This window comes from Halovenus amylolytica, from assembly GCA_004015825.1.
GTDB classification, from domain to species: domain Archaea; phylum Halobacteriota; class Halobacteria; order Halobacteriales; family Haloarculaceae; genus Halovenus; species Halovenus amylolytica.
This window is the reverse complement of sequence record SAYS01000004.1, coordinates 128,994-155,398: the sequence shown is the minus strand read 5'-3', so window position 1 is coordinate 155,398 and position 26,405 is coordinate 128,994. Positions and strand designations below refer to the sequence as shown.

28 protein-coding genes and 1 tRNA gene are annotated in these 26,405 nt (G+C 60.8%); 18 read left to right on the top strand and 11 right to left on the bottom strand.

Features of this window, described 5'->3' with window-relative positions:
• Positions 1-50: 50 nt before the first annotated feature.
• Positions 51-494, bottom strand: a complete 444-nt coding sequence (locus EOW68_RS04390) for an HTH domain-containing protein (RefSeq protein ID WP_128223972.1) — start codon at positions 492-494, stop codon at positions 51-53.
• 124 nt (positions 495-618) lie between these two features.
• Here EOW68_RS04390 and EOW68_RS04385 point away from each other — a divergent pair, with 124 nt between their 5' ends.
• Genes EOW68_RS04385 through EOW68_RS04375 form a run of 3 tightly spaced genes read left to right on the top strand, consistent with a single transcriptional unit; the run spans position 619 to position 3,185 of the window.
• Positions 619-1,047, top strand: coding sequence for a DUF5791 family protein (locus EOW68_RS04385; RefSeq protein ID WP_128223971.1), 429 nt, complete (start codon positions 619-621; stop codon positions 1,045-1,047).
• The gene (locus EOW68_RS04380) at positions 1,044-1,958 is read left to right on the top strand and encodes an NAD-dependent epimerase/dehydratase family protein (protein WP_128223970.1); all 915 of its coding nucleotides are present in this window, start codon (positions 1,044-1,046) and stop codon (positions 1,956-1,958) included. The genes EOW68_RS04385 and EOW68_RS04380 overlap by 4 nt, the downstream gene beginning before the upstream one ends.
• 60 nt (positions 1,959-2,018) lie before the next feature.
• Entirely contained in the window at positions 2,019-3,185 is a 1,167-nt protein-coding gene (locus EOW68_RS04375) for a DHH family phosphoesterase (protein WP_128223969.1), read from the top strand.
• Here the strand turns inward: EOW68_RS04375 and EOW68_RS04370 are convergent.
• A complete protein-coding gene (locus tag EOW68_RS04370) occupies positions 3,182-3,844 on the bottom strand; it encodes a helix-turn-helix domain-containing protein (protein WP_128223968.1) in 663 nt (220 codons plus the stop codon). The two genes, EOW68_RS04375 and EOW68_RS04370, sit on opposite strands and share 4 nt — an antisense overlap.
• A gap of 393 nt (positions 3,845-4,237) precedes the next feature.
• Positions 4,238-4,312, bottom strand: a tRNA-Val gene (locus EOW68_RS04365).
• A gap of 140 nt (positions 4,313-4,452) precedes the next feature.
• On the opposite strand from EOW68_RS04365, the gene tpiA reads away from it, so the two are divergent.
• Positions 4,453-5,094 (top strand): triose-phosphate isomerase, encoded by a 642-nt coding sequence (gene tpiA / locus EOW68_RS04360; protein ID WP_128223967.1) that lies wholly within the window; start codon positions 4,453-4,455, stop codon positions 5,092-5,094.
• Here the strand turns inward: tpiA and EOW68_RS04355 are convergent, their stop codons facing one another.
• Positions 5,095-7,161: an ATP-binding protein gene (locus tag EOW68_RS04355; protein WP_128223966.1), complete on the bottom strand. Its 2,067-nt coding sequence runs from the start codon at positions 7,159-7,161 to the stop codon at positions 5,095-5,097.
• A gap of 122 nt (positions 7,162-7,283) precedes the next feature.
• Between EOW68_RS04355 and EOW68_RS04350 the strand changes: the two genes are divergently transcribed.
• Genes EOW68_RS04350 through EOW68_RS04340 form a run of 3 tightly spaced genes read left to right on the top strand, consistent with a single transcriptional unit; the run spans position 7,284 to position 10,581 of the window.
• The gene (locus tag EOW68_RS04350; protein ID WP_128223965.1) at positions 7,284-8,144 is read left to right on the top strand and encodes a DUF4129 domain-containing protein; all 861 of its coding nucleotides are present in this window, start codon (positions 7,284-7,286) and stop codon (positions 8,142-8,144) included.
• Positions 8,141-10,069: a DUF58 domain-containing protein gene (locus EOW68_RS04345; RefSeq protein WP_128223964.1), complete on the top strand. Its 1,929-nt coding sequence runs from the start codon at positions 8,141-8,143 to the stop codon at positions 10,067-10,069. The genes EOW68_RS04350 and EOW68_RS04345 overlap by 4 nt, the downstream gene beginning before the upstream one ends.
• A complete protein-coding gene (locus tag EOW68_RS04340; RefSeq protein WP_128223963.1) occupies positions 10,066-10,581 on the top strand; it encodes a DUF7519 family protein in 516 nt (171 codons plus the stop codon). Before EOW68_RS04345 ends, EOW68_RS04340 begins: the two co-directional genes overlap by 4 nt.
• Positions 10,582-10,635: 54 nt before the next feature.
• Here EOW68_RS04340 and EOW68_RS04335 read toward each other — a convergent pair whose 3' ends face one another.
• Complete coding sequence (locus EOW68_RS04335) at positions 10,636-11,598, bottom strand: AAA family ATPase (protein WP_128223962.1); 963 nt, start codon at positions 11,596-11,598, stop codon at positions 10,636-10,638.
• A gap of 594 nt (positions 11,599-12,192) precedes the next feature.
• Here EOW68_RS04335 and hemH point away from each other — a divergent pair.
• Positions 12,193-13,239, top strand: a complete 1,047-nt coding sequence (gene hemH, locus EOW68_RS04330) for a ferrochelatase (protein WP_128223961.1) — start codon at positions 12,193-12,195, stop codon at positions 13,237-13,239.
• Between the two features lie 2 nt (positions 13,240-13,241).
• Positions 13,242-14,564, top strand: coding sequence for a protoporphyrinogen oxidase (hemG, locus tag EOW68_RS04325; RefSeq protein WP_128223960.1), 1,323 nt, complete (start codon positions 13,242-13,244; stop codon positions 14,562-14,564).
• A 1-nt stretch (position 14,565) separates the two neighbouring features.
• On the opposite strand, the gene hemE is transcribed toward hemG, so the two are convergent.
• Positions 14,566-15,567, bottom strand: a complete 1,002-nt coding sequence (hemE, locus tag EOW68_RS04320) for a uroporphyrinogen decarboxylase (RefSeq protein WP_128223959.1) — start codon at positions 15,565-15,567, stop codon at positions 14,566-14,568.
• 139 nt (positions 15,568-15,706) lie between these two features.
• Between hemE and EOW68_RS04315 the strand changes: the two genes are divergently transcribed.
• From EOW68_RS04315 to EOW68_RS04295, 5 genes are all read left to right on the top strand, one after another.
• Positions 15,707-16,354 (top strand): adenylate kinase, encoded by a 648-nt coding sequence (locus tag EOW68_RS04315; RefSeq protein WP_128223958.1) that lies wholly within the window; start codon positions 15,707-15,709, stop codon positions 16,352-16,354.
• Between the two features lie 79 nt (positions 16,355-16,433).
• The gene (locus EOW68_RS04310; RefSeq protein WP_128223957.1) at positions 16,434-17,321 is read left to right on the top strand and encodes a DUF106 domain-containing protein; all 888 of its coding nucleotides are present in this window, start codon (positions 16,434-16,436) and stop codon (positions 17,319-17,321) included.
• 48 nt (positions 17,322-17,369) lie between these two features.
• Positions 17,370-17,954, top strand: coding sequence for a (d)CMP kinase (cmk, locus tag EOW68_RS04305; protein WP_128223956.1), 585 nt, complete (start codon positions 17,370-17,372; stop codon positions 17,952-17,954).
• On the top strand, positions 17,951-18,865 hold the full coding sequence (locus EOW68_RS04300) for an RNA-guided pseudouridylation complex pseudouridine synthase subunit Cbf5 (RefSeq protein ID WP_128223955.1): 915 nt from the start codon (positions 17,951-17,953) through the stop codon (positions 18,863-18,865). Before cmk ends, EOW68_RS04300 begins: the two co-directional genes overlap by 4 nt.
• A 75-nt stretch (positions 18,866-18,940) precedes the next feature.
• A complete protein-coding gene (locus EOW68_RS04295) occupies positions 18,941-19,900 on the top strand; it encodes an aminopeptidase (RefSeq protein WP_128223954.1) in 960 nt (319 codons plus the stop codon).
• A gap of 52 nt (positions 19,901-19,952) precedes the next feature.
• Here the strand turns inward: EOW68_RS04295 and tenA are convergent, their stop codons facing one another.
• The gene (tenA, locus tag EOW68_RS04290; RefSeq protein WP_128223953.1) at positions 19,953-20,612 is read right to left on the bottom strand and encodes a thiaminase II; all 660 of its coding nucleotides are present in this window, start codon (positions 20,610-20,612) and stop codon (positions 19,953-19,955) included.
• A 119-nt stretch (positions 20,613-20,731) separates the two neighbouring features.
• Here tenA and EOW68_RS04285 point away from each other — a divergent pair, with 119 nt between their 5' ends.
• A complete protein-coding gene (locus EOW68_RS04285) occupies positions 20,732-21,178 on the top strand; it encodes a DUF7382 domain-containing protein (protein WP_128223952.1) in 447 nt (148 codons plus the stop codon).
• Here the strand turns inward: EOW68_RS04285 and EOW68_RS04280 are convergent.
• The 3 genes from EOW68_RS04280 to EOW68_RS04270 are packed head-to-tail and all read right to left on the bottom strand — an operon-like array spanning position 21,175 to position 23,272.
• Complete coding sequence (locus EOW68_RS04280; RefSeq protein ID WP_128223951.1) at positions 21,175-21,906, bottom strand: protein-L-isoaspartate O-methyltransferase family protein; 732 nt, start codon at positions 21,904-21,906, stop codon at positions 21,175-21,177. The genes EOW68_RS04285 and EOW68_RS04280 overlap by 4 nt on opposite strands.
• A gap of 58 nt (positions 21,907-21,964) precedes the next feature.
• Complete coding sequence (locus EOW68_RS04275; RefSeq protein WP_128223950.1) at positions 21,965-22,588, bottom strand: protein-L-isoaspartate(D-aspartate) O-methyltransferase; 624 nt, start codon at positions 22,586-22,588, stop codon at positions 21,965-21,967.
• A 36-nt stretch (positions 22,589-22,624) separates the two neighbouring features.
• Positions 22,625-23,272: an HVO_0476 family zinc finger protein gene (locus EOW68_RS04270; protein WP_128223949.1), complete on the bottom strand. Its 648-nt coding sequence runs from the start codon at positions 23,270-23,272 to the stop codon at positions 22,625-22,627.
• Positions 23,273-23,390: 118 nt separating this feature from the next.
• Here EOW68_RS04270 and EOW68_RS04265 point away from each other — a divergent pair, with 118 nt between their 5' ends.
• Entirely contained in the window at positions 23,391-23,789 is a 399-nt protein-coding gene (locus EOW68_RS04265) for an Hsp20/alpha crystallin family protein (RefSeq protein WP_128223948.1), read from the top strand.
• A 5-nt stretch (positions 23,790-23,794) separates the two neighbouring features.
• Here EOW68_RS04265 and EOW68_RS04260 read toward each other — a convergent pair whose 3' ends face one another.
• Positions 23,795-24,670, bottom strand: coding sequence for an SAM-dependent methyltransferase (locus tag EOW68_RS04260; RefSeq protein ID WP_128223947.1), 876 nt, complete (start codon positions 24,668-24,670; stop codon positions 23,795-23,797).
• A gap of 307 nt (positions 24,671-24,977) precedes the next feature.
• Between EOW68_RS04260 and EOW68_RS04255 the strand changes: the two genes are divergently transcribed.
• The gene (locus tag EOW68_RS04255; RefSeq protein ID WP_128223946.1) at positions 24,978-25,334 is read left to right on the top strand and encodes a hypothetical protein; all 357 of its coding nucleotides are present in this window, start codon (positions 24,978-24,980) and stop codon (positions 25,332-25,334) included.
• Between the two features lie 222 nt (positions 25,335-25,556).
• Positions 25,557-26,405, top strand: coding sequence for a J domain-containing protein (locus EOW68_RS04250; RefSeq protein WP_128223945.1), 849 nt, complete (start codon positions 25,557-25,559; stop codon positions 26,403-26,405).

Genomic DNA, 26,405 nt, shown 5'->3' with positions numbered 1-26,405 from the left:
CGGAGACGTAACGCTTCGAGCGATTGGTCGGCTACCTTGCTTTTGACCTGCTATTCGCTGTCTTCGAGGCTGTCCAGCCGATCCTGAACCGTCACCACTCCGTCGTCGTGCTCGTGTGGTGTCACGGTCTGGAGTTTCCCGTTTTCGTACTCGGCGATCATCATGGCTGGCAGGCGGATCACGGTCTGGGTCGTGTCCCGGATCGTCGAGTGAACCTCGTCGCGCTGGATGAACCGGTCCAGCGAGAGCCCTTCGTCGGCTGCCCACTGTTCGAACTCGGCCACGCGCCCGAGTACCCGGTCTCCGGCCTCGGTCTGTGCCAGTGGACTGTCGTGGGTGACAGCGTTCCCCCAGACTGTCACGGAGTACTCCGCGATCTGCCCCGATTCCTGGAGTCTGTCGAGCTGGGTGACGACAGCGACCTGTTCGTCCCCCGTCCCCTCCGGTGCCAGCGACCGCACGAACAGTTCGAGTGAACGTGTTGTTGCTGTCATCGTTTGGATTAGTCCCCGCAGATATACGTAATTGTTACCGATCCGTCTTCTCCCCGTCTGTAATACTGCCGGCTGTATAAGCTGGGTGGACACACACTTATATTGGGATCTCATACCCGGACGTATGCTTAGAGGAGCTTTCGACTCTGCGGGCGAGTTCTCCCCTGCGGAGCTTCGGACGGAGTACGAACGCCGGCTGATCGAGACGGTCGACGATGTTGGGGTCGAGACTGTGGCGGCAGAGACGGAGATCGATCAGGAGACGGTTCAGGCGCTGGTCGATGGCGACTCTCCCGAACTGACGCTCGACGAGGCAGCCGACATTCTCGCGACCGAGCCGGACGGGCTCGATAAGGAGACCATCATGGCCGAAGCCCGCGATATCCTCCTGATGGGGATGTCGATGGCCGTCCTCGACGTGGAAGCACTCGCTTCGGGCATCGACGACGAGATGGAGCCAAAGGAGATCCAGCAGAAAGTCGAAGGGCGGTACCCGATCACGCTCGCCGAGTACGCCACACTCCACCAGTACATCGAGAGTGAGAAACGATGACGGTCGTCGTTCTCGGCTGTGGCTACATCGGGATCGAACTCGGTCGACAGCTCGTCGATCCGGACGGTTCCCACGACCTCGACAGCAGTGAGGTCGTCGGCGTCCGCCGATCTGACGAGGGGATCGAACAGATCGAAGCGGCCGGATTCACCGGCGTACAGGCTGACCTCACCGATCCCGACGCACTCGAACGAATCCCGGATGCCGAGACACTCGTCTTCGCAGCCAGTTCGGGCGGGCGCGGGGCCGACGCGGCACGCGAGATCTACGTCGACGCCCAGCAGCAGGTCCTGGAGCAGTTCGCCAGCCGCGAGAATCCACCAGATCGGTACGTCTACACCTCCAGCACCGGCGTCTACGGTGACCACGACGGCGACTGGGTCGACGAGGAGACACCGATCGAACCCACGACCGAAAAAACGCAGGTACTGGCCGAGGCCGAACGAGTCGCGATCGACGATGCCGGGAGTTACGGCATCGATGGCACGGTCGCACGGTTTTCCGGACTCTACGGTCCCGACAGATACCGACTCCACCGCTACATCGAGGGGCCAGTCACGGAGGGCTATCTGAATATGGTCCACCAGGAGGACGCAGCCGGTTCGGTCGCCTACTTGCTCGCGGAGGACCTGGCACGTGGTGAGACAGTGCTCGTCACCGACGACGAACCGGTTTCGAAGTGGGAGTTTGCCGACTGGCTCGCCGCGGAGTGTGGGGTGGAGAGCCCGCCCAAACAGACGAAAGAACAGCGTCTCGACGACGGGCTGTCGGAGGCAGCACGACGTCGAATTCTCACGAGCAAACGGTGTGACAACGGCAAACTCCGTGAATTGGGCTACGAGTTTTCCTACCCGACCTTCCGGGCGGGGTACCGGGAGCGGATCGAGGCCTACCGTCGCGACGGGCAGTAACTCCCGTCTGTTGTACCGGAAAGCAATAGTACTTAGTAGTCGGCCGAACCCAGTTTGGGTATGCCAGTAGCCGGGACGGTCGCCCAAACCGATCTCCCGTCGGTTATTCCCGGGCCTCCACAGGTCGTGATCGGTGGTCTGCTCGTCGTGTTGCTCGGGATTGCAGGCTGGTTCGTTTTCGCGCGACTACTGCGATCGCCCGGCGAGCGGTTTGCGGCTGTTATCGGGGACTACAACGAGATTGCGATCGTGATGCATCCGAACCCGGATCCGGACGCGATGGCCTGTGCACTCGCGACACAGCTAATCGCCGACAGACGCGATACAGACGCGACGATCTATTACTCGGGACAGATCAGGCACCACGAGAACCGTGCGTTCGAGACCGTACTCGACGTCGATTTTGAGTGTATCGAAAGTGCAGACGAGATCGAAGAAAACGACATTGTGCTTGTCGATCACAACGAGGCCAGGGGATTCGAAGGGGGGGAAACGACCGAACCGGTCGCAGTCGTCGATCACCATCCCGGAGAGGGTACCGGCGAACGGTTCACCGACATCCGGCCGGTAAACGGGGCCTGTGCGACGATATTCAGCGAGTATTTCGACAATCTGGGCTACGAGACCGTCGATCCAGATCGGTACGAACACAACGGTTTCGGCGGCGATACCATCCCACCCCGGATCGCGACCGGGCTGATCTACGGGATCCAGTCCGATACGAAACATCTCACCAACGGCTGTTCGAGTGACGAGTTCACTGCGGCTTCCTTCCTCTACAACGGGATCGACGAGGACAAACTCGACCGGATCGCCAACCCCGACATGGACGCGGAATCGCTCGAAGTGAAAGCCGAGGCGATCACCGACCGGGAGGTTCGTGGACCGTTCGCGATCAGCGACGTGGGTTCGATCTCGAATATCGATGCGATCCCGCAGGCGGCCGACGAACTCCGGCGACTCGAAGGAATCAACGCCGTCGTGGTCCTCGGCGACGTCGACAACCGAATCAAACTCTCCGGCCGGTCGAAAGACGACCGGGTACACATGGGAAAAGTCCTCGAAACTGCCGTCTCGGAAGTGCCGATGGCCGACGGTGGCGGCCACGCCCGGATGGGGGGTGGCCAGATCCCGATCGATCACATGCACGGGCTCGGCCCGGGAGAAGGACTCACCCGGGACGAACTCGTAGAACGGCTTTTCGACGCGATGAACGGCGAACTCTAAGGCTCGAACAGTGATTTGACGAGTTTCGTCTCGGCGGCTCCGAGTCGCTGGGAGACTGCCGAGTCCGTCACGCCGAGTTCTTCGGCCAGATCGCTCAAACTCGCCTGCCGGGGGTTCTCGTAGTACCCTTTTTCGAGTGCTGTCTCGATCGCCTCCCGCTGTTTGTCCGTTATCTGTGCCACATCCGTTTTGACCGGCAGTCGCCCCTGCTTGCCGTTCAAGAGCCACTTGACGGAGACCTCTGCCCCGCAGTCCGCTAACAGCCCCAGTACCCGTTTGAACGTCTGCTTTCTGGGAGCGACGACCCGAACGGTCACCACCCCATCCGAGACGGATTTTGGCTCCGCCAGACAGTGTTCGGTGGCGAATACAGTCGAGATACAGTGGTCGGTCGCACGAGTCACGACGTACTCTTGTCTGTCTGTCTCGGGGTAGAACAGCACAGAGTGACACTCGCCGTCTGTAGCGAGATTTCCTGACGGCTCCCCAGCCGACGGATCGAGTTTCAGCTGGTGGTTCAGGACCTCGGCGTCACCTGACTCGCTGACGACTCCGAAGTGGGAGTCCGGATGCACGTCTATCGCGAGCCGAGCACGAAGCAACTCCGTACTCCGCGTGTCGAGTCTGGCTCTGTCGGCCGAGGTACCATTTGGTGCCATCTCGGGTAATCATAGGGAACCAACCCATGAGGTGTCGGCGATTATTACCGAAGTATGGGACCGTCCCATACCATTATACGTTTTCAGTGCGGTGTACCGATCAAAAATAGCCCGTTAGCTATGGGGCCGACCTACAATTCTTTTGTTTCTCGTAGAATACGTCTACATTCGTCGAGTCCTTGCGGGTCTTGAACTATTTCCCGTGATTTGTCTGACTCTTTGACGATTATCGAACTATCATCGCGATCGCTTTTCGGTTGGGCCGTCAGAAAGTGGGTTCGGGCGGATTTGAACCGGAGCCAGACGTGCTCACTCCGTTGCGCGCGACTGGCAGGGTTCAGATCCACCCCACGATACGAAATTATTGCTCGCTATCTCTCGCAAAAATTGTAGTGGGTTCGGGCGGATTTGAACCGCCGGCCTCCTCCATGTCAAGGAGGTGTCATAACCGATCTAGACCACGAACCCCGACTCATCTATCGATACCGCGCAGGGATAATTGAAGGTTACGAATTCCGCACGCCCCGCGGGGACATCTGTGTGCGTTGGTCTCCTGTCCCACACCAGGTAACACAATCTATTTCACAGATCCGTCCGCAGTCCAGGGTATGTTCGTGCTTGTAAACCTGAAAGCGTACCCCTGTGACCCGGTCGCGGTCGCAGAGGCAGCGGCGTCAGTAAGTAGCGACGAAGCAGAGATCGCAATCGCACCCCAGGCTGCCCACCTCGACCGGGTCTCGGAGACCGGTGTCCAGACGTGGGCACAACACGTCAGCCCCAACGAACACGGTAGCCACACCGGCAGCACACTCGCCGAAGCAGCGACTGACGCCGGCGCGGAGGGGACACTGCTGAACCACTCCGAAAACCGACTCAAACTCGCCGATATCGACGGCAGCCTCGACGCTGCCGAGCGCACAGGGCTGGACACCTGCGTCTGTGCGAACAATCCGGAGCAGATCGCCGCGGCCGCCGCGCTCGGCCCGGACTCTGTCGCCGTCGAACCACCGGAACTCATCGGCTCCGGCACGCCGGTCAGCCAGGCCGACCCTGATATCGTCCGCGATGCCGTCGAGGCAGCCGAATCGGTCGATCCGTCGGTCGACGTCTACTGTGGTGCCGGTATCTCGACAGGGGAGGACGTCGTCGCCGCAGAAGAACTCGGTGCTGACGGTGTCTTGCTCGCAAGCGGTGTCGCGAAAGCCGACGATCCGGCTGGCGCGCTCGAAGACCTCGTCGAACCGCTGTAATCAGGACTCGATCACTGAGTTTTCGATCCGTGTCGCGTACTCGCCGACCTCAGAGGCATCGAACGACTCCGGGAGTTCATCCGCGAGCAACTCCTCGAGGCAACTGTCGTAGTTCCCCCGCCCGACGTGTTCGATGACGCCGCGCGTGCGCATCCGCCTGTTGTGGGCGTACGCGTCCGTTCGACTCCCGTCACCACCCGCCGAAAAGTGGGCGTTGAGCGGCGTCTCGGGTCCTTCCTGGAGATAGACCGCGAGCATCTTTCGCGTCTTGGTCGGCCACCCGGCAATCTCCGCTTTGAGTTCCCGGACTGTCAGTGGCTCCTCGTCTTCCTTTGTCGGATCCGGAAGATCGAGCGGTTCGCTGTTTGATTCAGCCGATCCCCCTGATTCGTCGTCCCACGACGGGAACTCGGTAGCCGAGTCGTCTGCGTCAGCGTCCGATTTCGGTTCCACTTCGGCGTTCGCTTCCGGCTCGACGGTGTCTCTGTTCGTGCCGACAAACTCCGTCTCTGGATCTTTCGAGTGTTCGATCTGCTCCCGGGCCGTTTTCGAGGTGTACTCCTCGCCGCGCAGTTCGTCGAGCGTCTTCTTCGATGCAGAGTTTAACGCGTCCCGGATCGCCTCAGCACTGAACTCACTCGAATACGAGGCGTTGCCGTTGGTCTGTGCCTTCTGTCCGCCATCGGTTGTCGCGATCTCTTCCTCGGACCAGCCATCGATCTCCGTGGCTGGCACACTGTCTTCGGTTCCGGAGTCGTCTTCGGACTGACCCTCACCTGACTGGTCACCGAAGAATTCGAATCCGGTGTCGCTCCCGTCTCTGTCACCGTCGGCCAGCGCAGTGAAGAACTCGTCTGATGTCCCGCTTTCGTCGTTCTCCTGATCGCTCCCTTCCTGTGGTCCGTTCGACTGTGCGTCGTCCGCCGAACCTGTTCCTGCTACGAACTCGTCTCTCGGTCGGCTATCGTCGAGCGGGGATTCACGCATTCGCTCACGCTCGGTCTTGCCAGGCTGTGGCCCGTTGACCTCCGTGACGAGCGCGTCGACGAACTGCTCCGCCATCCTGCTGAGATCCCGTGCATCCCTGAGTTCTGTTTCCAGCTCCGCGATCCGGGAGTTTTTCTCGTCGAGTTGCTCGCGAAGCTCTGCGATGCGGTTTTCAGTCTGTTTCTGTTCCTCGCTGATCTCCTGCAGCTCGGAGACGAGATCGTCGCTGACGCTTTTGAGCTCCGGGCGCTCGAAGTCGTCGAGTCCAGGCGTCGCACCGGCGTCGAAGGTCTGCTTGCGATAGAACTGCACACGCTGAACCATCTCGGCCCAGTCTGTCATCAGAAAGCCTTCACCGTCGTCGAGGTTCTCGACTGCCGTCGCGTAATCCCCGTCGAGAATCCGGCGGACGACCTTCGTATCGTTGTTCCAGGTCAGCCGGTGCCAGAGCAGCCAGTCACACTGCGTGATGAAATCTTTCTTGACGTCTGCCGGTCGCTGGCTGATGCCACAGATGCCCAGTCCGTGTTTGCGCCCGCGTTTGCCGATCTTGATCAGCATCTTGCCACACTCGCCGACGGAGCCGTTTTCCGGGATGTACTCGTGGACCTCCTCGACGAGCATGAGAAACGGCTGTTTCTGCTTCTTTGCCTTCGCGAAGAGACTCCGGGAGACGGCGGTCAGGATTTCCTGTGCTTCGCTCTCGTCGAGATAGCTAGAGACATCGAGAATGATCGGGACGTTCTGTTCGAGTGCGAGTGTGGCGATCTTTTCGGCGTGGTCGGCCGTCACCTGGATGTCACACTCCTCGTCGCCGCCAGCGTGGAGTATCTCGTACTCCTCTTTGAGGCCGTAGTACTCGCCGTCGATATCGACGATCAGGAGGCCGAAGCCGTTGTCGAGCAGTTTTTCGGCGATGACGCTCGCCGAGTTCGATTTGCCACTGCCAGATTTGCCCGTCACGAAGCCACGGCCGGTCAACAGTTCGACGACCGGCAGTGAGACCTCCGTCCCGGGTTCTTCCGACCCACCGAAGCCGTCACTCGCTTCGGCAACAGTAATCCGTTCCGTTTCAGCCATATACGTAACTCACCGAACCGCTTCGTATAACTCTCCGTCAGACGAGCGACAGACACGTTTCGGTCGTTTCACACACTGTGACGGTGCACAATGCATTTGAGGACCTGGCCTCGATAGCCGATGTGGACCGACACACCGTCACCGTCGTCGTGATCGCGGTCATCTCGGTGCTTGCGATCGGCCTCGCCGCTGCGACGGTCGCCGAGACTGTCCAGCCCGGAGCGGGCGGAGATGGTGGGTACGACGGTGGCTTAATCGACGTGACTCTCCCCGAGGATGGCGGGGGTGTGCCTGCCGGTGTCGCACGGATAGTACTCGTCCTTCTGGGAGGTGGGGTCGTCGGTATTCTCGCATATCTCCGCTCCAATGGAAACAAAACCGCCGAGATCGTCGCCTATCTGCTTGGATTCGCCGTCCTCGTCTTCCTGTTCGTTCAGGTCGTGGCGCTCCTGTTCGATCTGGGGGATCTTCCCCTGTTCGGCAGCGGATTACCGGGATTCGGAGAGAGCGCCGGTGAGACTGCAACGACTGCCGTCTCGACGATGGTCGTCCTGCTCGGAATCTTCGGCCTGCTGATCCTGGGGGTCGCAATCGCGTTTCGACAGTCGGACGAGCCGAACCAGGCCGAGACAGAGCCTGACTCCCAGCAGTCGACCGACCAACCACAGATCGAAGCGGTCGGACAGATCGCCGGCCGGGCAGCCGACCGGATCGAACAGCGCGAACCTCGTGACGAGGTAATCGACAACGAGGTCTACCGCGCCTGGGAGGAGATGACCGAACGGCTGGATCCCCCAGACGACGAGTCGACGACACCACGGGAGTTCGCCCGGGCGGCAGCCCAGACCGGCCTCTCCGACGAGGACGTGACTGAACTCACAGAGCTGTTCGAAGACGTTAGATACGGTGGCTACAGCCCGACGACCGAACGCGAAGAACGCGCAGTCGACGTGCTCCGACGGATCGAACGATCGTACAGATGATCGACAGACGCCTGTTACTGATCGGTGGCTTCGCTCTCTTCGGTCTGGGAGTGGTCGAACTGACCGCTCCCGGGAGCCTTCCAATCCCAGTAACAGACGGGATCCTCGTCCTCTTCTCGGTCGGCGTGTTCGGCTACGCGTATCTCGTCGTCCAGAAACGCCGCAGCCAGGGACCGCGCCTCTCGGAGACCCCGGATGTCGAACTGCCCAACCTGACGGCCGTCCCCGGCGACCGACTCGATGCTGTCCTCGAAACCTTTCCCGGAGTCGACGCCGTCGAACCCACCAGTCTCTCCTCGATCAGATCGGGACTCCGGCAGGCTGCAGTGACAGTTCTGACACGGTACGGCGGCTATTCCGAGTCCGAAGCCCGCCAAAGCGTGGCCGACGGAAGCTGGACGACTGATCGAGACGCTGGCGAGTTCTTGCGTGACCCGGCGTCCGGATCTGGGAGCGACAAGCCAGCGGATAGAACGCACAGAGAACAACTTATCGACCGGACCACCGAGGCAATCGTCGCTGTGTCGAACGTCGCTCCTGGCGCCGAAGAACACAGTTCTGGCACTGCCCCAGCTGGATCTCCCCCACAGATCCCCGACGGTGTCGAGCAGACAGCGATCGATCCGGCCGAATCCCACCAGGAGCCCGGGCTGACGCCGGGCGACCGCCGCGAGACGAACCACTGGGTCGGTATCGGATTCGTCGTTCTCGTCTGTCTCGGCGTCGGGACACTCACCCGAAATCCGGGGATTTTGCTCGGGGCAATCGTCGGGGTCGGCTACGCTGCCTACGCCCGGTCGACACCGGTCGGGACCGTCGACCTCGCAATCGAGCGCTCGATCAGTCAGACAGAGCCACAGCCCGGCGAGACGGTCGAGGTTACGCTCACAGTCCACAACGAGGGCTCGCGGCTCCTCTCAGATCTGCGCATCGTCGATGGTGTCCCCGAGTCGCTGGCAGTCTCCGAGGGCTCGCCCCGCCGCGGAACGGTACTGCGAGGCGGTGAGGCTGTCACGCTGTCGTATACGATCACGGCCCGGCGCGGGACCCACGAGTTCGGGCCGGCGCTGGCACTCGTCAGAAATCTGCCCGGCTCCGTCGAACAGGAGCTGTATCTCTCCGATCCCACGACGATCACGTGCCGTCCGACGATCCAGCCACTCCAGGAGTCAGTTCCGCTCCGGAACCAGGCGACGCCGTACACCGGGCAGGTCGAGACCGACAACGGTGGGACGGGTGTCGAATTCCAGTCCGTCCGGGAGTATCATCCGGGGGATTCGCTCACGCGGATCGACTGGAACCGCCGCGCGCGAACAGGTGAGTTGACGACAGTCGAGTTCAGGGAGGAACGGGCAGCGACGGTCGTGATCCTCGTCGATTGCCGGCGATCTGCGTACGTCGGGCCGACCGAAACCGCCACGACTGCAGTCGAGCAGGCCGTCTCCGGCGCGGAGCGGACCTTTACCCGACTGCTCGCGGATGGGAATCAGGTCGGGATCGCGACGGTCGGAGTTGCGGATCGCTGGTTGGCACCGGGAACGGGCCCCAGCCACCGCCACGAGGGGACTGGGCTGCTGGGTACGGTTCCGCTCTTCGAGAGCGATGGAACAATCGATAACTCGGAAACACCGCTCTGGAACCACGAACTCGGTCGTCGGCTGCCGGAGACCGCACAGATTCTCGTCTTTACGCCGCTGTCCGAGCCCCGGACCCTGTACGACCTCCAGCAGTTCGAGGCGCACGGCCACAGTGTCACTGTCATCAGTCCCGAGCCGACGGCCGAGCGGACGGCCTCCCAGCGTCTGGCGCGACTCAGGCGATCGGTCACTGTGACTGACCTGCGGCAGTCAGGCATTCCGGTCTTCGACTGGGCGTGGACCCAGCCCCTGGAGACGGTACTCACGAACCGGGCGGTGAGACGATGAAACCGATCGACAGATCCCCTGCAATCGTGAGCAGTGTCGCTGCCACAGCGCTGGGGCTGGTGGTGCTGGCCGCGCTGGGGCCATTCTCCGGGATCGCGCTCGGTCTCTGTGTCGTCGGATTCGCGCTGTTGGCCGTGGGGCTCCTGCGAGGCATCCGCTCGGCCGTCTCCGGTGGTGCGGGCGGCCTCCTTCTCGGCACTGTCGCCGGGGCGGTCAATGGTGCCCCCGTCCTGCTGACGCTCCTCGGTCTCGTCGCGACGGTGCTCGCCTGGGATGTCGGCCAGCGAGCGATCGATATCGGCGAGCAACTCGGGCGCGACGCGGACACGAGCGCCCTCGAACTGTTCGGGCTGGCAACGAGTGTAGCCGTCGGTGTGTTCACGGGGGTTGCCGGCTATCTGATCTATCTGGCCGGAGCGGGTGGGCAGCCACTCTCGGCACTGTTTTTCGTTCTCCTCGCAGTCCTGGTGTTGTTTGCGGCGCTTCGCAGAGAACCGATCCCGTCGGAGTAACGCACTCGATAGTGGAGGATTGGCTCACTCGATTACTCGATAGTCGAGATTGGGTTACTCGATCGTCGGGACTGGCGTTTCTGTCAGCACATCCCGGATGATCTCTGCTTTCTCGACACCTTTTACCTGTGCGTCGGGCGTGAGTACGAGCCGGTGGGCCAGAACCGGTTCTGCGATCTTCTTGACCGTATCTGGCGTCGCGTACTCCCGGCCGTCGACGATCGCCCGGGCTCGAATCGCCTCGAAGAGGCGCTGTGAGCCACGCGGGGAGACGCCGATCTGGACGCGGTAATCCGACCGCGTGGCCCGCGTGATTTCGAGAGCATAGCGCATGATATCCTCGTCGACGCGAACCGTTTCGGCGGTCTCCTGGAGACGCCGGACTTCCTCGGTCGAGAGGACCGACTCGACTGTCGGGCTGCGAGTCCTCCGGTCTGCGCGCCGTTTCATCAGTGTCAGTTCGCCCTCGAACTCCGGATAGCCCAGACTCGTCTTGATCATGAACCGGTCGACCTGTGCCTCTGGCAGGGCGAACGTGCCCTCCTGTTCGACGGGGTTCTGGGTTGCGATGACGAAAAACGGGGTCGGGAGTTCCCTCGTCTCGCCCTCGACTGTTACCTGGCGCTCTTCCATCGCCTCCAGCAGCGCGCTCTGGGTTTTCGGTGGCGCCCGATTGATCTCGTCGGCGAGGACGACGTTGCTGAAGATCGGCCCCTCTCTGAACTCGAAGCGCTGCTCCTGTTCGTCGAAGACGTGTGTACCGGTCACGTCCGCCGGCAGCAGATCCGGTGTGAACTGGATCCGCGAGAAGGAGAGTCCGAGTGCGGTCGCCATACTCCGTGCGGTGAGCGTCTTCCCCGTGCCGGGGACGTCTTCGAGCAGGACGTGCCCCCGGGCGAGCAGGCCGAGCAACACGGTCTCGAGAAACGCCCGGTCGCTGATCACTGCTCGCTGGACTGCATCGAGGACACTGCCTGCGGTCTGTTCTGCGTCTGAAATTGTGGACTCCTGGGTCATCGTATGCTCCGGACCAGGTTTGAGCGGGGAAATGGCGTCAGGGCTGGTCGTAAGCCGGATTCTGTCTCGACTCTCTTATACTGTATGCCTCTTTTTCGAATTGTTGTTAATGTGATATACGTGTTATTTGGCCGAGCTGAGTGAAAATGGGCCCTAGAGACAGCAAGAAAGCCCCTCGCCCCTTCCAGTCTCACCCGTATCAGCTGACTAACCAAGCTATGTCGGGTGGGACTGATAGTGTTTGTTGCGGTAATTTTCGTGACCACGTTACAAATATCGGTGTTTCACGCCATGTAACCGATGTCTTGTTACACTACGGCGGTAAAGACTCGCAACAAACACTATGAAAGGGGCCGTGCGTTCGCCGAGTGAGACGACGTAAGCACTGTACCGAACGAAGTGAGGGAAGCGCGCAGCGAGTCGGAACCGGCGAACGCGCGGGGGCTTTCTTGCTGTTCGTAGGAAGATTCATATTCCTAGTGTCATCGAGCCTCCTCCAGCCTGTCACTGCATTCCCAAGCACACCGTCAATCCCACCTAGACGCCATCCACCGCAAACGACAGACATACCTTTCCAAGGTCAAAGGCTCAGCTATGAGCACTGGTGTCGTCCTGCTGAACTTCGGAGAACCGGCTGAACCGGAACGGGACCGCGTCGTCGACTATCTCGAACGGATCTTCTACGCGAACGCGGACCTGGAGGAAGCCGACTCCGAGGAGGCAGCACGGGAACGCTCCCGAAAACTCGCACAGCGACGGGCACCCGGCCTGATCGAGGAGTACGAGGAGATCGGCGGCTCGCCACTCAACGGGCAGGCACAACACCAGGCCGAGATGGCCGAAACAGTGCTTCGTGACCGTGGGTACGACGTCACGACCTATATCGGCACGCAGTACACCGAACCCTTCATCGAGGATGCAGCAACGCAGGCGATGGCCGACGACGTCGACAAACTCGTCGGACTACCGATCTACCCACTCTGTGGCCCCTCGACGAACGTCATCGCCCTGGACGAACTCGACGATGCCGTCGAAGAACTGGGCTGGGACGTCGAACAGGAGGCGATCACTGGCTGGCACAAACACCCGACCTACAACCGCGTCCGTTCCGAAAATATCGCCGACTTCGCCGAGGAACACGACCTCGACCTGCACGACGAGGAGACGGTGGTCGTCTACTCGGCACACGGCACGCCCCAGCACTACCTGAACGAGGGCAGCCGATACGACATCTACGTCGAGGAGTTCTGCGAGGTCATCAGTGCAGTGCTCGGCATCCAGGAGTACCACATCGGTTTCCAGAACCACGAGAACCGCGACATTCCGTGGACCGAACCCGAAGTCGAGGATCTGATCGAGGAACTCGACGCCGAGCGCGTCGTCGTCGAGCCGATCAGCTTCCTCCACGAACAGAGCGAGACACTCTCCGAACTCGACGTGGAACTGAAAGCGGAAGCAGAAGAGGCCGGGCTGGACTTCTACCGCGTGCCGATCCCCCACGACGACGAGCGGATGGGCGAACTGTTCGCCGACCTCGTCGAACCCTTTATCGCGGATTTCGAACCGGAGTACTACCAGTACCGCCAGTGTCAGTGCCGCGACAAACCAGGGACGATGTGTCTGAACGCCCCGCGAGAGTAACCATGCGTGTAGGAATCGTCGGCGCTGGGATCACAGGGCTCGCGCTGACACACTACCTCGCAGCGGCAGGGATCGACTCCGTGGCCTTCGAGGCCAGTGACGAGGCTGGCGGCGTAATAAACACCCGACACACCGACGGGAAAGTACTCGAAGCCGGCCCACAGCGGATGCGCAAGACACCCGGAATCGAGGAACTGGCCACTGCAGCCGGCATCGAAGACGAATTCGTCGAAGCCAGCGAAGAACAGCTGTTCGTCTACGCTGACGGCGAACTCGGGAGAGCGCCGCTGTCCACCGAAGAGTTCTTCGAGACCGATCTGCTCTCCTGGCGCGGCAAACTTCGTCTGCTCGCCGAACCCTTGACCCGGCCGGGCATGGAACAGGAGACCGCCCGGGATCTGTTCGTCCGCAAGTTCGGCCAGGAAGCCTACGAGAAGTTTATCGGGCCGCTGTACGGTGGAATCTACGGCTCCGATCCCGCGGAGATGCCGGCCGCGTACGCGCTGGACAGTCTCATGGAACGGGAACAGGAGGCGGGTAGCTTTCTGCAAGCGTTCCGCAAGCGCGTCGGCAGTGGACAGAAATCACCACCAGTATCGTTCCGACAGGGGATGCAGCAGTTGCCGAACGCTCTCGCCGAAGTGTACAGCGACCGGATCGAGATGGAAACCCCAGTCATCGACATCGCCGAAAAAGACGGTGGATACGAACTCACAACGTCGAATGGCACCGAGTTCGTGGATCACCTCGTGGTCACGACGCCGGCAGACGTGACCGCAGCGCTACTCGGCAACATCGTGACCGGAGCCGAGGAACTCGACGAACTGCGGTACAACCCGCTCGCACTGGTCTACCTCGATGCGGACCCAGACCTGGAGGGCTTCGGCTATCAGGTGGGCTACGGCGAGGATCTACACACACTCGGCGTCTCCTGGAACGCGAGCATGTTCGATCGGGACGGCGTCCACACCGTCTTCCTCGGCGGCATGCACGAACCGGAGCTCGTCGAGCGCTCCGACGAGCGTCTCGGCGAGATCGCCCGCGAGGAGTTCGAGGGGGTTGTCGGTGCCGAGGCGTCAGTCATCGATATCGCACGCCTCGATGTCGGCTTCCCGGCGTGGGATCAGTCCTGGTGGACACTCGAAGAGCTGGAAACACCGGAGGGGATCGATCTCGCGACGAACTATACTGCGCGGATGGGGGTTCCGAGCCGAGTCCGAGAGGCCAGCAAAATCGCGACGAAACTCGAAGCGCAACACGAATCAGAGTCACCATCGCCCTCGGCAGCTGACGGCACTCCAACGAGAGCGACCGGCGACGACTGAGTTAGATCTCTTTGGCGGTTTCGACGAACGCCTCGACCGATTCGACCGGCGTATCCTTGTTGACGCCGTGCCCGAGATTCAAAATGTGTCCGTCAGGACCTGCTTTCTCGATAATTTCCCGCGTCTTCTCTCGGACGAACTCCTGGTCGCCGAACAGATACGACGGATCGAGATTCCCCTGCACGGGAACGTCTCCAAGTTGCTCGCGTGCCTCTCCGATGTCGACCGTCCAGTCGAGTCCGACAGCATCCGCACCACTCTCTTTCAACAGATCGAGCCGACCGTTCATCCGCCGGACGAAGACGATCGATGGTGCGTTCAGATCCTCGAAGATCTCCTGGTGCAGGGGGAGGACGAACTCGCGGTAATCTTCGGGCGTCAGCGTCCCCGCGTAGGTGTCGAACAGCTGGACGACGTCCGCACCGTTGCCGATCTGGAACGCCAGGTACTCCTTGATGATGTCGGTAAATGACTGGAGCAGGGTCCGGAACGCTTCGGGATGGGCAGCACGGAGCTTTCGCAGCGGCATATTCGTCCGGCTCGGGCCACCGGCAACTGCGTAGGATGCCAGGGTGAAGGGACCCCCAGCGAATCCGATCACTGCCGTTTCGTCACCGACGCGCTGGTTCAGGCGGACGAGTAACTCGCCGACGTAGTCCAGTTCGTGAGCGACGTTGCCGAAGGTTCGGTCGACGTCGTCCGGGCCCGAGACGGGGTTCTCGACGACGGGGCCGACACCGCTTTCGATATGGTAGGAGAAGCCGAGCGGTTCGAGCACCGTCAGAATATCCGAGAACATCACCACGCCGTCGGGTCGGTAGTACTCCCAGGGAAGGAGGGTAATTTCCTCGGCGATTTCGGGTGTTTTGATCGCCTCCAGAAAGCTGTACTCCTCGCGCAGCTCGCGGTACTCGGGGATGTGGCGGCCGGCCTGTCGCATCAGCCACACTGGCGGGCGCTCGGTCGGTTCCCCGCGGGCAGCGCGGACGAGGAGATGGTCCATCGTGTGGCCCTTTGACCGAGGGGAGTTAAGGACTTCTGATATTCCCTACCGGTGAGATACCGCCATTCGGTCACAGATCGACACACCCAAACGCACCAATTTGAACAGTCATTTAACCGGTGGCTGAGAAGATCATATCATGGCAGCCCCACACGTTCTGATTATCGGTCCGCCAGGTGCAGGGAAAGGAACACAGAGCAGTAACATCGCCTCGGAGTACGGCGTCGAGCACATCACGACGGGTGACGCGCTCCGTGCGAACAAGGATATGGACATCAGCGATATGGACACCGAACACGACACGCCGCGTGCGTACATGGAAGCCGGTGATCTCGTCCCCGATGCCGTCGTCAACGCCATCGTCGAGGAAGCGCTTACGACAGCAGATGGCTTCGTGCTGGATGGCTACCCGCGGAATCTCGACCAGGCTAAAGAGCTCGAAGGGATGACCGAACTCGATGTCATCCTCTCGCTTGACGTCTCCCGCGAGGAACTGATCGACCGACTGACCGGGCGCCGCGTCTGTGACGACTGCGGGACGAACTACCACGTCGAGTTCGACCAGCCCGAGGAGGAGGGCGTCTGTGACGGGTGTGGCGGTGAGCTGATCCAGCGTGACGACGACGAGGAAGAATCCGTCAAAAACCGCCTCGACGTCTTCCACGAGCAGACGGCGCCAGTCATCGAGTACTACGAGGACCGGGACGACTTCGTCGCCATCGATGGTGAACAGACTCCCGACGAGGTCTGGGCAGACATCAAGGCGACAATCGACGATCATTCGTAGCTGATCGAACAGCCAGCGACCGGGAATTACGGACTCGGACTAAAAGCTTGATAATCCTCGGCCGATTTATCTACCAGTAATGCCACGCACAGCACAGAAAGTAGACGAACTCGCCGACGAGGGCGAACATATGACAGATGCCCTCGTGACGGTTCTCGAGGTGGCTGAAGAGGAGGGTGTGGTTACCTGGAGCGCCGTCAGTGACGACATCACGAGTGGCGAGTGGGGTCGTCTCATCGAGAAGGGCTTTCTCACCGATGCCGACGGCGAGGGATTCGTCGTCGACGATCCGGACGGCGTCCGGGACGCACTCGAAGACGCGGATCCAGATTCGATGGCCGACGAGGACACGTCCTGGACAAAATACGACAAGATGGCCGGGCTCCTCGTCGTGGGGATGTTCGCCGGCTACGCGCTCCCGTCGGCGCGGAGTGCAATCGGCGAAACGATGGATCTGTTCTTCGGCCCGCTCGAATCCACGATGCCGTTCTATCTGGTCATCATGGTGCTCGCGGTCCTGACTGGTCTGTTCTCTGCGATCATGCAGGACAACCTGATGAACACGGAGGTCATGGGCGATTACCAGGAGAAAACCCAGGCGTTGAAAGAGCGCCGGAAGAAGGCCAAAGAGCGCGGTGACGACGAGGCACTGGAGAAGATCCAGGAAGAGCAGATGGAGATGATGACGGACAACCTCGGCGTCTTCAAAGCGCAGTTCCGACCCATGGTCTGGATCATGCTGCTTACTATCCCTGTGTTCCTGTGGATGTACTACATGATCCTCGACGTCGGCGTCTCGCAGAGCGGTCCTGCGATGGTGATTCCGCTCGCCGGTGAAGTGAACAGCTGGACGACCAGTGTCGTCGGTCCGATGCAGCTGTGGATCGTCTGGTATTTCCTCTGTTCGCTCAGTTTCAGCCAGATCATGCGGAAGGCACTGAACGTTCAGACCTCGCCGACGGGGTAGGCAACTCAATCTCGCAACCTCTTTTAGGGCTCCACCATCACATAGCGTATGTTGATTACCGTCTCCGGACCAGCGGGCAGTGGAAAGAGCACGCTCGCTGCAAACCTCGCGGAGAAGCTATCCTACGAGCACATTTCTGGTGGTGATATTTTCAGAGAGATTGCTGCCGAGCGCGAGCTGACGCCACTGGAACTGAACAAACTCGCCGAGGAGGAAGACCAGATCGACCGTGATCTGGATCGTCGACTCCGGTCGATCGCCGCAGAGCGCGACGATCTCATCCTGGAATCCCGCCTCGCGGGCTGGATGGCTGCCGAACACGCCGATCTGCGGATCTGGCTGGATGCGCCACCGACGGTCCGTGCCGAGCGGATCGCCGATCGGGAGGACAAATCCGTCGACAGAGCGCGTGAGGAAACCGAGGCACGCGCAGAGAGTGAAGCACTCCGATACGACGAGTACTATGGTATCGATATCCACGATATGACGATCTACGACATCGTCATCAACACTGGCCGCTGGAGTGTGGAGGGGACGCTTTCGATTGCCAGCCAGGCGATCGACGCCTACGACCCCGAAATCGACGAGGGCAAACAGCCAGTGACCGGGGTCGACTACGACTTTACTGCATGACGCTCCGAGCGCCACCGGACGAGCGGGCTGTCGAATCGCTGCTCGAATTCGGCGTACTCAATCTCGACAAACCACCCGGACCGACCTCCCACCAGATCGCAGACTGGGTGAAACGGCTGGCCAACGATGCAACCGACGAACAATTGCTCGACCGCGTGGCACACACCGGAACGCTCGATCCGAAAGTGACTGGCTGCCTGCCGATGTTGCTCGGTGACGCGACACGCATGGCGCAGTTGTTCGCCGACAGCACGAAGGAGTATATCGCCGTGCTCGAACTCCAGGGACCAGCACCGTCGGATTTCGAGGCCATCGTCGCCGAGTTCGAGGGTGAACTGCTCCAGAAGCCACCCCGGAAAAGTGCCGTCAAACGACAGCTTCGCGTCCGTGAGATCCACGAGCTCGAAATTCTCGAACGCGAGGACAGACAGGCACTGCTGCGGATCCGCTGTGAGGCCGGCACCTACATCCGAAAGCTCTGTCACGATATCGGGCTCGCGCTGGGGACGGGGGCGCATATGGGTGACCTGCGCCGGACACAGACCGGAGAGTTCGACGACACCGATCTGTCCACCATGGAAGCGTTCACAGACGCACTCGCGTTCTGGCAGGAAGACGGCGACGAGACACTGCTTCGAGAGATCGTCGAACCAGCCGAGGTGGCGCTTGTCACGCTGCCCAGGATCACGATTGCACCGAGCGCTGCCGAGGAGGTCGCGGAGGGTGCCCCGGTGTACGGACCTGGTGTGATCGACGCCGAACCAGCGACAGTGGGTGATGCAGTTCCCGAGCCGGGTGAGCTCGTGGCCTGTTACACGCCGAACGGATCGGCAGTCTGTCTCGGCGACCTCGCCAGCGATCCCGACAGCGATTCCGGGACTGTCGTCGAACTGGAGCGCGTTCTTGTCTGAGGCAGGTGGCGGCCTCCACGGCAGTCCAGTACCTACGAGAGAAACGCCTATCCCGGTCGTCGTCTATGCATCTGTATGAGCAACGCCTCGCTGCATGCGCCGGCCAAGACGGCGGTCGAACAGTGCCTGAATCTCGATCCCGACGAGTCGTGTGCCATCGTCACCGACGACGAACGGAAGGCCATCGCAGAAGCCCTCTACACTGTCGGCAGTGATATCACGGATGACACGGTCATGTTGCGGTATCCGCCGGGCAACCAGCACGGCGAGGAGCCGCCGGAGCCAGTTGCGGCCGCGATCCGCAACGCAGACGTCGTCCTCGCACCGACTACGAAGAGTCTGAGTCACACCACCGCCCGCGTCGAGGCTTGCGAGTCCGGTGCCCGGATGGCGACGCTCCCTGGGATCACGGACGGCGTTTTTCTCATGGGGATGGACGCCGATTACGACCAGATCCGCCAGGCCTGTGCAGACGTACTCGCACAGGTCGAAGATGCCGAAGAGATCCGGGTCACCTCGCCACAGGGGACAGATATCACGTTCGTCCCCGGGATCCGGGGATGGCGTGAAGACACCGGTATCGTCCACGAGCCCGGTGACTTCTCGAATCTCCCGGCCGGAGAGGTGTTCGTCAGCCCCGAAACGGCCGACGGTAGGGTCGTGGTCGACGGGACGATGATGCCACACGGACAGCTCGAAGACGGTCACACGATCGAGTTTAGCGTCGAAGACGGGACAGTCACCAGTATCGACGACGACGGACTGCGCGGAGAGGTCGAGGAGGCTGCCGAAGCAGTCGGGGACGACGCCTACAACCTCGCGGAACTCGGCATCGGGACGAACATCGCCGTCACGGATCTCGTCGGGTCGGTCCTCCTGGACGAGAAAGCCGGTGGCACTGTCCACGTCGCGATCGGTGACGACCACGGGATCGGCGGTACCGTCGAAGCGCCGATCCACCTCGATGGGATTCTCACAGAGCCGACAGTGTACGCTGACGACGAAGAAATCACACTACCGAGTGCAGACAGCTAATCAGCTGGTGGCGAGGCCGCCGAGACCACTGAAAACGGCTGTATCGCTCAAATCATACCTCCCACTGTTCTTGCGTGTAGGCCATCTCCCAGAACTGGTACTCGAAGCGCGCGCTCGTCAGGAACGCGTCCCGCATTTTCTCGTGTTCACCGGGATATCGGTCTCCACAGCGGTCGACGAAATCTCGCATTAGTTCGACAACGTTGCGGAACTCCTCGCTGGTGTAGGTCTCGATCCAGGGCGTGTACTGGTGTTCATCTTCCGCAAGCTCCGCAGCACGTTCACCGATATCCAGAAAGCCCTGGCCACAGGGGTAGAGTGCAGCACTGATCTCGGCAATCGATCCCTCGTAGGCGGTCCGGAGCAGAAAACTCGTGTAGGCCTCACAGGTCGGGGATTTCTCGACTTGCTCCAGTTCCGGACGAGAAATCCCGTATTCGGCGGCGAACTCTCTGTGGAGATCCATCTCGTTGTCGAGCGTGCTGTGTGCAATCGAGAGCAGATCGGTCATCGTCTGCTCGTCGCGGGCCTTCGCGCCCGCAATCGCGAACAGTCGTGCGTAATCCAGCAGATATCTGTAATCTTGCTCGATCCAGTGGCGAAACGCAGATTTGTCGAGTGACCCTGCTGCCAACTCTGTCACGAACGGGTGTGCTTTCTGTGCCGCCCAGATCTCCGCACCGTCGTCGAGTAACTGATCGCTGAAGCTCATGAACAGTACGGAATACCAGACTGATACGGATATAATTTTGTTGTATTCATTGATAATACCAACCTCCAAGCTGTCCACTCTCCGGACGTTTATATACCAGCATGGACCCATACCTGTCCATGTCAGCACGAAGTTTCTGGCAAGACGAGCGTGCAATCGAGGGACTTCCAGTCAGGCTCGTTATCGCCCTGGTCGTCGGCGTTGCCTGCCTGGGTGTCATGATGAACGTCATCGGTGGACTCGATAGCTTGAACACCACAGAACTGGACACCGATCCCGATCCGGATATCGTCGAACCTGGGCAGACGACGACAGTCAACGTGACTGTGGTCGACCCGGACGGTGAGCCAATCGAGGCGGCGACGGTGATCGCGAAAGGTGATACTGCGACACTCCCCTCGTTCGAACGGGCAGAAACGGGGCCCGATGGGGTTGCGACACTGGAGGTAGCACCCGAACTCCGACCCAACCAGGACGAGGGGCGGATCGAACTCGATATCCGCCCACCGAACGGTGAGTACGTCGACGAGCGGGAAAATACGGGGCTGCTGGTGATCGACGCCTAGTCCCAGTCGATCCAGTCCAGTTCCCACCCCTTGCGGCGGCGGGCGTCCCGCTCGGCGAACTCGCGGTCCTCACGGTGGGTCCGGTTTCGCTCGACGGTGTCGGCCTGTTCGCCCTCGACCAGCATGGGATCGAACGCACAGCCGCCGAGCCGTTCGATCGAACCGTCGCCCGAGACGACCGCGATGGACTGGTTGCTCGCACCCAGCGGCATCACGAGTTTCCCGTCGTCTGCGAGCTGGTCGACGAGCCGCTGGGGTGGCTGCACTGCCGCGGCTTCGAGGAGGATGCGGTCGTACGGTGCGTAGCCCGGAAGCCCGTCGGCTCCGTCGCCCCGGTCGACGAGCACCTCGCCGTAGCCGGCCTCGGCGAGATTCTCCCGGGCCTCGTAGACGAGTCGTCGCGTGATATCGATCGCCTGGACGTTTCGTCCACCGACGATCTCCGCCAGGACAGCGACCGTGTAGCCCACGCCAGCGCCGACGACGAGGACTGAGTCGTCTTCCCCTGGATCGAGCGCTTCGAGGAGCCGGGCGACCGTACTCGGCGCGAGGACTCTCGTCCCGAACCGCTCGAACGGTCGGTCCGCGTACGCCGCACGGTCGTCCTCGACGAACGCGTGGCGTGGGACCGCCCGCATCGCAATCGAGATAGCCTCACTCTGGACACAGCCCTTGCTGTCGTGTTCCAGGCTGGCTACCATATCGTCACGCAGTACCGCAGGGTCCATGTCGACTGGTTGTCGCCGAGTAGTAATGAATTAACCGCTCGCGGGCGGTTTCGGAGAACTACTTCAGCGGCACGAACCGGACGCGACCGTGGGTCTCGCGTTCGAGCGTTCCATCGGACTGGACGACTCCTTTGACGAGTCGCTGTCCACCGTCGCGCAACGGACCGAGAATGATCCCACCAGTCCGGACCTGCTCACGCAGTGACTCGGGGAACGTGTCTGCCGCGCAGGTGAGATACGAGCGGTCATAGGGTGCACACTCGGACCAGCCCTCCCGGCCATCGCCAGTTCGGACGGAAACCTCGCCGTACCCTGTCCGCTGGAGTGTTTCCCTGGCTCGTTCGGCAAGTGAACTGTGGTACTCGACACTGTAGACGTGTTCCGGGCCGACGAGTTCGGCCGTGACGGCAGCGTGGTAGCCACAGCCGGTCCCAATTTCCAGCACCTCGTCGCCGGCCTTTAACTCCAGCAGTTCGGCCATGATCGCGACCATGTGTGGCGCGCTGATCGTCTGGCCCTCGCCGATCGGCAGTGGCGCGTCGTTGTACGCAGCGGACCGTTTTGACGCCGGGACGAACTCGTGACGCGGGACTTCCCGGATCGCATCGAGTGTCCGGTCGCCGAGATTTCTGTGTGTTTCGAGCCGTTCGACGAGTTGGTCGCGTTTTTTGTCGAAGTCCATCGGTCTGGATTGATACTGGTCGTCTTTCGCCGGTTCTCACCAGGCCGACCAGGCGCTGGTCGACTGATCTCTGGCGTACAGGCGTTTGATATCTTTCGCAATCGCCATATCGCCCTCGAAATCCAGCTTCTCGTGTTCGTAGCCCGTCGCGTCGTCCCGCAATAGGATTCCCTCGACGGTGAACTCCTCGCCGCCGAGTTCCTCCGTCTCGTCGACCGTGAACTCGTAGTCGCCGGGAACCTGCAGTGAAAAACTGCGGGTCTCGTCGTGGCCGCCACCTTTCGGGTGAGCGGTCACGTTGACCGAGACGTTGCCGACGCCGCGTGTCCAGATGGTCTGAACCTCCTCGGCCGGGGCTTCCTCCTCACGACCCTGGTCGATTTCGAGACTCGTGATCCGGACCGTCATGATCGCCTCGTCCGTTTCGAGCAGGAACTCTTCACCGACCGCGAGCGACTCGTCGGTCGGTACCTCGACCGACGCGGAAAACGACTCGCCGTCCTGTGAGACCACGACGTCTTTCGTTTCGGTTTGCTGTTCTGGCAGCTGTTCTTTGTGTACGTGACTACACGCTGTACATCGCACTGTCGCCTGCCCACCGGGCTTGAGTATCTCGTGTACGGTCTCGCTATCCGGTGAACAGGCCGGACAGGGGATCGCAACACGCTGTAACGGATCGTCCATGGCCGAGATAGGATGGTCGGATACAAAAGGCGTCGGGATATCTGTCGCGGGCGCGTTCCTGACAGACAAATCGGGTATTTGCCGAAGGTTTTTCAACTGTATAGGCGTATAAACTGGTATGAGAGACGACGACAGGGACGACCCGTTCGACGAGTTTTTCAACGAGATCGAGCGTATGATGAACGAAATGATGGGTCCGGAGGCAAACTTTAATTTCGAACACAACTCCGGGCACAACACTGGCGAAAGTGAGACAGATATCCACTTCGATCTCCACGAACACGACGAGGAGATCCGCGTTATCGCAGACATTCCGGGTGTCGACAAGGATGCGATCGGCCTGCAATGCGACGGGGAGATGCTCCATCTCGATGCGAACGCGTCTGATCGGCAGTACAACGAACGGATCTCGCTCCCGGGTCGAGTCGACGAACACTCGGCGGACGCGACGTACAACAACGGTGTCCTCGAAGTCGTCTTCGAACGGGTCGACGAATCGACCAGTATCGACGTCTAAGGGGTTCAGTTGGTCGTTTCGGCCCGGTCTGCGGTCACCATGTAGTAGCCGAGCACGCCTGCTTGGATGAGTTTGTGAATTTTCGACGAAGCCGCGAGCCCGTTAATCTGCATTTTCGTGGTAAGTCCGAGTTTTTCCATGACCCGTCCGACCGGATACGCGACGCGTGCGAACTTCCGGCGGCGCTTCGTACAGGGTTTGATCCCATCGGTCAGCTCTTCGATTTCGATGTTCTCGAATCCTGTTTCTCGAAGAGTCGTCTCGAAGCCGTCGATATCTCCGATCCGAAGCCCGAGGGCATCGTCAATGTATTCGATTTTCTTCCGATCACTCTCCGACAGCGTCTCGACTGGCGTCCGCAAAAAGAGATCAGTAAATGCAACGCGGCCATCTTCTGTCAGGACACGCCGCGCGGAGTCGAGGGCTTGCGTCCTGTCGGGGGAGTGTGAGAGTGCTTCGAGACCCCAGACGAGTGTGACGGAGTCGTCGTCCACCGTCTCCAGTGTCTGGAAGTTGTCGTAGTTGAACGTCGTCAGTTCCTCGACGCCGTGTTCCTCCGCGTTTTCTCTGGCGAATTCGAGTTGGCTCTCGCTGATGTTGACGCCGATGACCGGGGTGCCGTAGGCCTGTGCGTTCCAGACGGAGTCCTCGCCGGCACCACAGCCGATGTTGAGAATCCGATCCGAGCTATCGACCTCGGCAGCCTCGGAGAGAAGCCGCATCGTGTTCATCGCCGCCGAGCCGGGTTCGTCGTGGTCGTCGTCGTAGTACGCCAGATGGAGACTCCGGTGGCCACGGTAGGCCCACTCCGTCTCGTAGGTCTTGAGCAGTTCGTCGTAGATCTCTGCGACCTCGTCTGTGTCGAGGTCTTTCGTACTCATTCTCTGCAGGTAGGAGTCTCGGGTTCGTAAGCGTTCGTAAAAGACCGCCCCCGTGAACTGGAGGCAGTGACGGCCTCTCCTGATTCGAAAAAGTGTCGCGGAACTGCCGGCCGGTCAGCCCCGCGACCCGCTGATTTGACTGCGGTGCCAATATCCGGAGCCGAGCGACGGTGGTTCCCGTCGGAAGCCCCACGCACCAGGGCTTCATTTGTATGTTATTCTCTCGCATAATCAACGTTTCGCTCGACCGGGCAGGCGACAGATTCGAGGTACTCGAAGCCATCCACCGAGGTATGTGGAGGGGACGATGACGATAGAGCAGACCGATATCGAGTGTCCGGACTGCGGGACTGGACTGCAGGTGATCTACGTGACCGAGCTAAAGCAGGCCGTCTCGGGGTGGGCGTGTCCGAACTGTGGCTACATCGCATCGAAGCGCGACCGGTACGAGGACTCTGTCGATGTTTCGGAGAAAGAACTGCTCATGCGCGTCGAGAAGCCGATCACACTGAGCGACGTCCGGGAGACCGCCGAGGATATCCAGCGGGAGTTCCGCGAGCGTGCCAAACAGATGGACGAAGACGAACTCTGGTTGCTCATCGATCCCGACACCGAGGAGGTCGTCGACGCAGTGGTCGGTGACGAGGTCGAAGATCGTGGCTGAGGCTGGTTCATACTGGTGGCTGTCAATTCGGACAAATATTCGACCACCGTGAGAACGAGTGCTCACGAGGATCGCTGCACGCTGTTCGACTCACCCCACGTCGGGTCGAAATTCGTTCATTTCTTACAGCCACCAGTATCAGTACACCGTCTGGCACCGGGCCTGAATTGCCTACAGATTTATATTTTGTTCCTCGTTATCACAGGTACGCCCGTCCTATAGATGGCAGAGGATTACTACGAGTTGCTCGGTGTCTCCCGGGATGCCTCGACGAACGAAATAAAAGCAGCCTACCGTGACCGGATCAAGGAGACCCACCCGGATGTAAGCGACGACAGATCGGCCAGCGAGCGGACGAAACAGCTCATCGAGGCCAAGGATGTGCTGACGGACGCCGAAACACGGAGCCAGTACGATAGACTGGGTCACGAACAGTTCGTCAGTGTGGCCGACACGCCAGGCGTCGATGCTGACCGGGATCAGACGGGACGCGACCACCGGGGGGCCAGCGATCGCACCCACACTGGGAGCAGCGGTGCCGGAGGGAACTCAAGCACCGGCTATGGTGGGACCACTGATCACAGCCGAACTCGCCAGCAACGGGCATCCCAGCACGCTGGTCCCAACTGGAGTCAGTCGACCGATGGGACAGGTGCCGAGAGCGCCCACGAAACCTGGGGTACAGACCGATCCTACACTGTCGGGGATGGCCACGAGATGTTCGAGATGCGCCGGCTGTTCGACTCACAGCAGACGATCGTCCTCCTCGGGACGACGTTGGTCATCTATCCGATCTTACTCGCTGGCGCGCTCTTCCCTCCATTTCCGACCGCGGCGAAACTCACTGTCGCATTCTGTACGATCATGGTCATCGCGTATCTCCAGAGTATCCCGCAGGTGGGGATCGTCGTCTTCGGTATCTGGTCGGTTCTGTTGCCGATTGGACTGTTCGGAGTCGTCGGTGTCAGTCCCTTCACACTGTACGGCGTTCTCGCCGTTTCGGCAGTCCTGTTCCCGTTCGGTCTCTCGGTCCTGACCTGGCTGGCGATCAAACCGAGCCGACAGCCCTGA

Bases quoted from the DNA above. Each gene is read 5' to 3' on its own strand.
- hemG (WP_128223960.1), top strand. From the start codon at position 13,242: ATGCGTGTAGGAATCGTCGGCGCTGGGATCACAGGGCTCGCGCTGACA.
- EOW68_RS04270 (WP_128223949.1), bottom strand. From the start codon at position 23,272: ATGGACGATCCGTTACAGCGTGTTGCGATCCCCTGTCCGGCCTGTTCA.
- EOW68_RS04265 (WP_128223948.1), top strand. From the start codon at position 23,391: ATGAGAGACGACGACAGGGACGACCCGTTCGACGAGTTTTTCAACGAG.
- EOW68_RS04390 (WP_128223972.1), bottom strand. From the start codon at position 494: ATGACAGCAACAACACGTTCACTCGAACTGTTCGTGCGGTCGCTGGCA.
- EOW68_RS04380 (WP_128223970.1), top strand. From the start codon at position 1,044: ATGACGGTCGTCGTTCTCGGCTGTGGCTACATCGGGATCGAACTCGGT.
- EOW68_RS04335 (WP_128223962.1), bottom strand. From the start codon at position 11,598: ATGACCCAGGAGTCCACAATTTCAGACGCAGAACAGACCGCAGGCAGT.
- EOW68_RS04315 (WP_128223958.1), top strand. From the start codon at position 15,707: ATGGCAGCCCCACACGTTCTGATTATCGGTCCGCCAGGTGCAGGGAAA.
- EOW68_RS04375 (WP_128223969.1), top strand. From the start codon at position 2,019: ATGCCAGTAGCCGGGACGGTCGCCCAAACCGATCTCCCGTCGGTTATT.
- EOW68_RS04345 (WP_128223964.1), top strand. From the start codon at position 8,141: ATGATCGACAGACGCCTGTTACTGATCGGTGGCTTCGCTCTCTTCGGT.
- EOW68_RS04310 (WP_128223957.1), top strand. From the start codon at position 16,434: ATGCCACGCACAGCACAGAAAGTAGACGAACTCGCCGACGAGGGCGAA.
- EOW68_RS04260 (WP_128223947.1), bottom strand. From the start codon at position 24,670: ATGAGTACGAAAGACCTCGACACAGACGAGGTCGCAGAGATCTACGAC.
- hemE (WP_128223959.1), bottom strand. From the start codon at position 15,567: ATGGACCATCTCCTCGTCCGCGCTGCCCGCGGGGAACCGACCGAGCGC.
- EOW68_RS04295 (WP_128223954.1), top strand. From the start codon at position 18,941: ATGAGCAACGCCTCGCTGCATGCGCCGGCCAAGACGGCGGTCGAACAG.
- tenA (WP_128223953.1), bottom strand. From the start codon at position 20,612: ATGAGCTTCAGCGATCAGTTACTCGACGACGGTGCGGAGATCTGGGCG.
- EOW68_RS04300 (WP_128223955.1), top strand. From the start codon at position 17,951: ATGACGCTCCGAGCGCCACCGGACGAGCGGGCTGTCGAATCGCTGCTC.
- EOW68_RS04340 (WP_128223963.1), top strand. From the start codon at position 10,066: ATGAAACCGATCGACAGATCCCCTGCAATCGTGAGCAGTGTCGCTGCC.
- EOW68_RS04285 (WP_128223952.1), top strand. From the start codon at position 20,732: ATGTCAGCACGAAGTTTCTGGCAAGACGAGCGTGCAATCGAGGGACTT.
- EOW68_RS04355 (WP_128223966.1), bottom strand. From the start codon at position 7,161: ATGGCTGAAACGGAACGGATTACTGTTGCCGAAGCGAGTGACGGCTTC.
- EOW68_RS04370 (WP_128223968.1), bottom strand. From the start codon at position 3,844: ATGGCACCAAATGGTACCTCGGCCGACAGAGCCAGACTCGACACGCGG.
- EOW68_RS04275 (WP_128223950.1), bottom strand. From the start codon at position 22,588: ATGGACTTCGACAAAAAACGCGACCAACTCGTCGAACGGCTCGAAACA.
- EOW68_RS04255 (WP_128223946.1), top strand. From the start codon at position 24,978: ATGACGATAGAGCAGACCGATATCGAGTGTCCGGACTGCGGGACTGGA.
- EOW68_RS04280 (WP_128223951.1), bottom strand. From the start codon at position 21,906: ATGGACCCTGCGGTACTGCGTGACGATATGGTAGCCAGCCTGGAACAC.
- cmk (WP_128223956.1), top strand. From the start codon at position 17,370: ATGTTGATTACCGTCTCCGGACCAGCGGGCAGTGGAAAGAGCACGCTC.
- EOW68_RS04385 (WP_128223971.1), top strand. From the start codon at position 619: ATGCTTAGAGGAGCTTTCGACTCTGCGGGCGAGTTCTCCCCTGCGGAG.
- tpiA (WP_128223967.1), top strand. From the start codon at position 4,453: ATGTTCGTGCTTGTAAACCTGAAAGCGTACCCCTGTGACCCGGTCGCG.
- EOW68_RS04250 (WP_128223945.1), top strand. From the start codon at position 25,557: ATGGCAGAGGATTACTACGAGTTGCTCGGTGTCTCCCGGGATGCCTCG.
- hemH (WP_128223961.1), top strand. From the start codon at position 12,193: ATGAGCACTGGTGTCGTCCTGCTGAACTTCGGAGAACCGGCTGAACCG.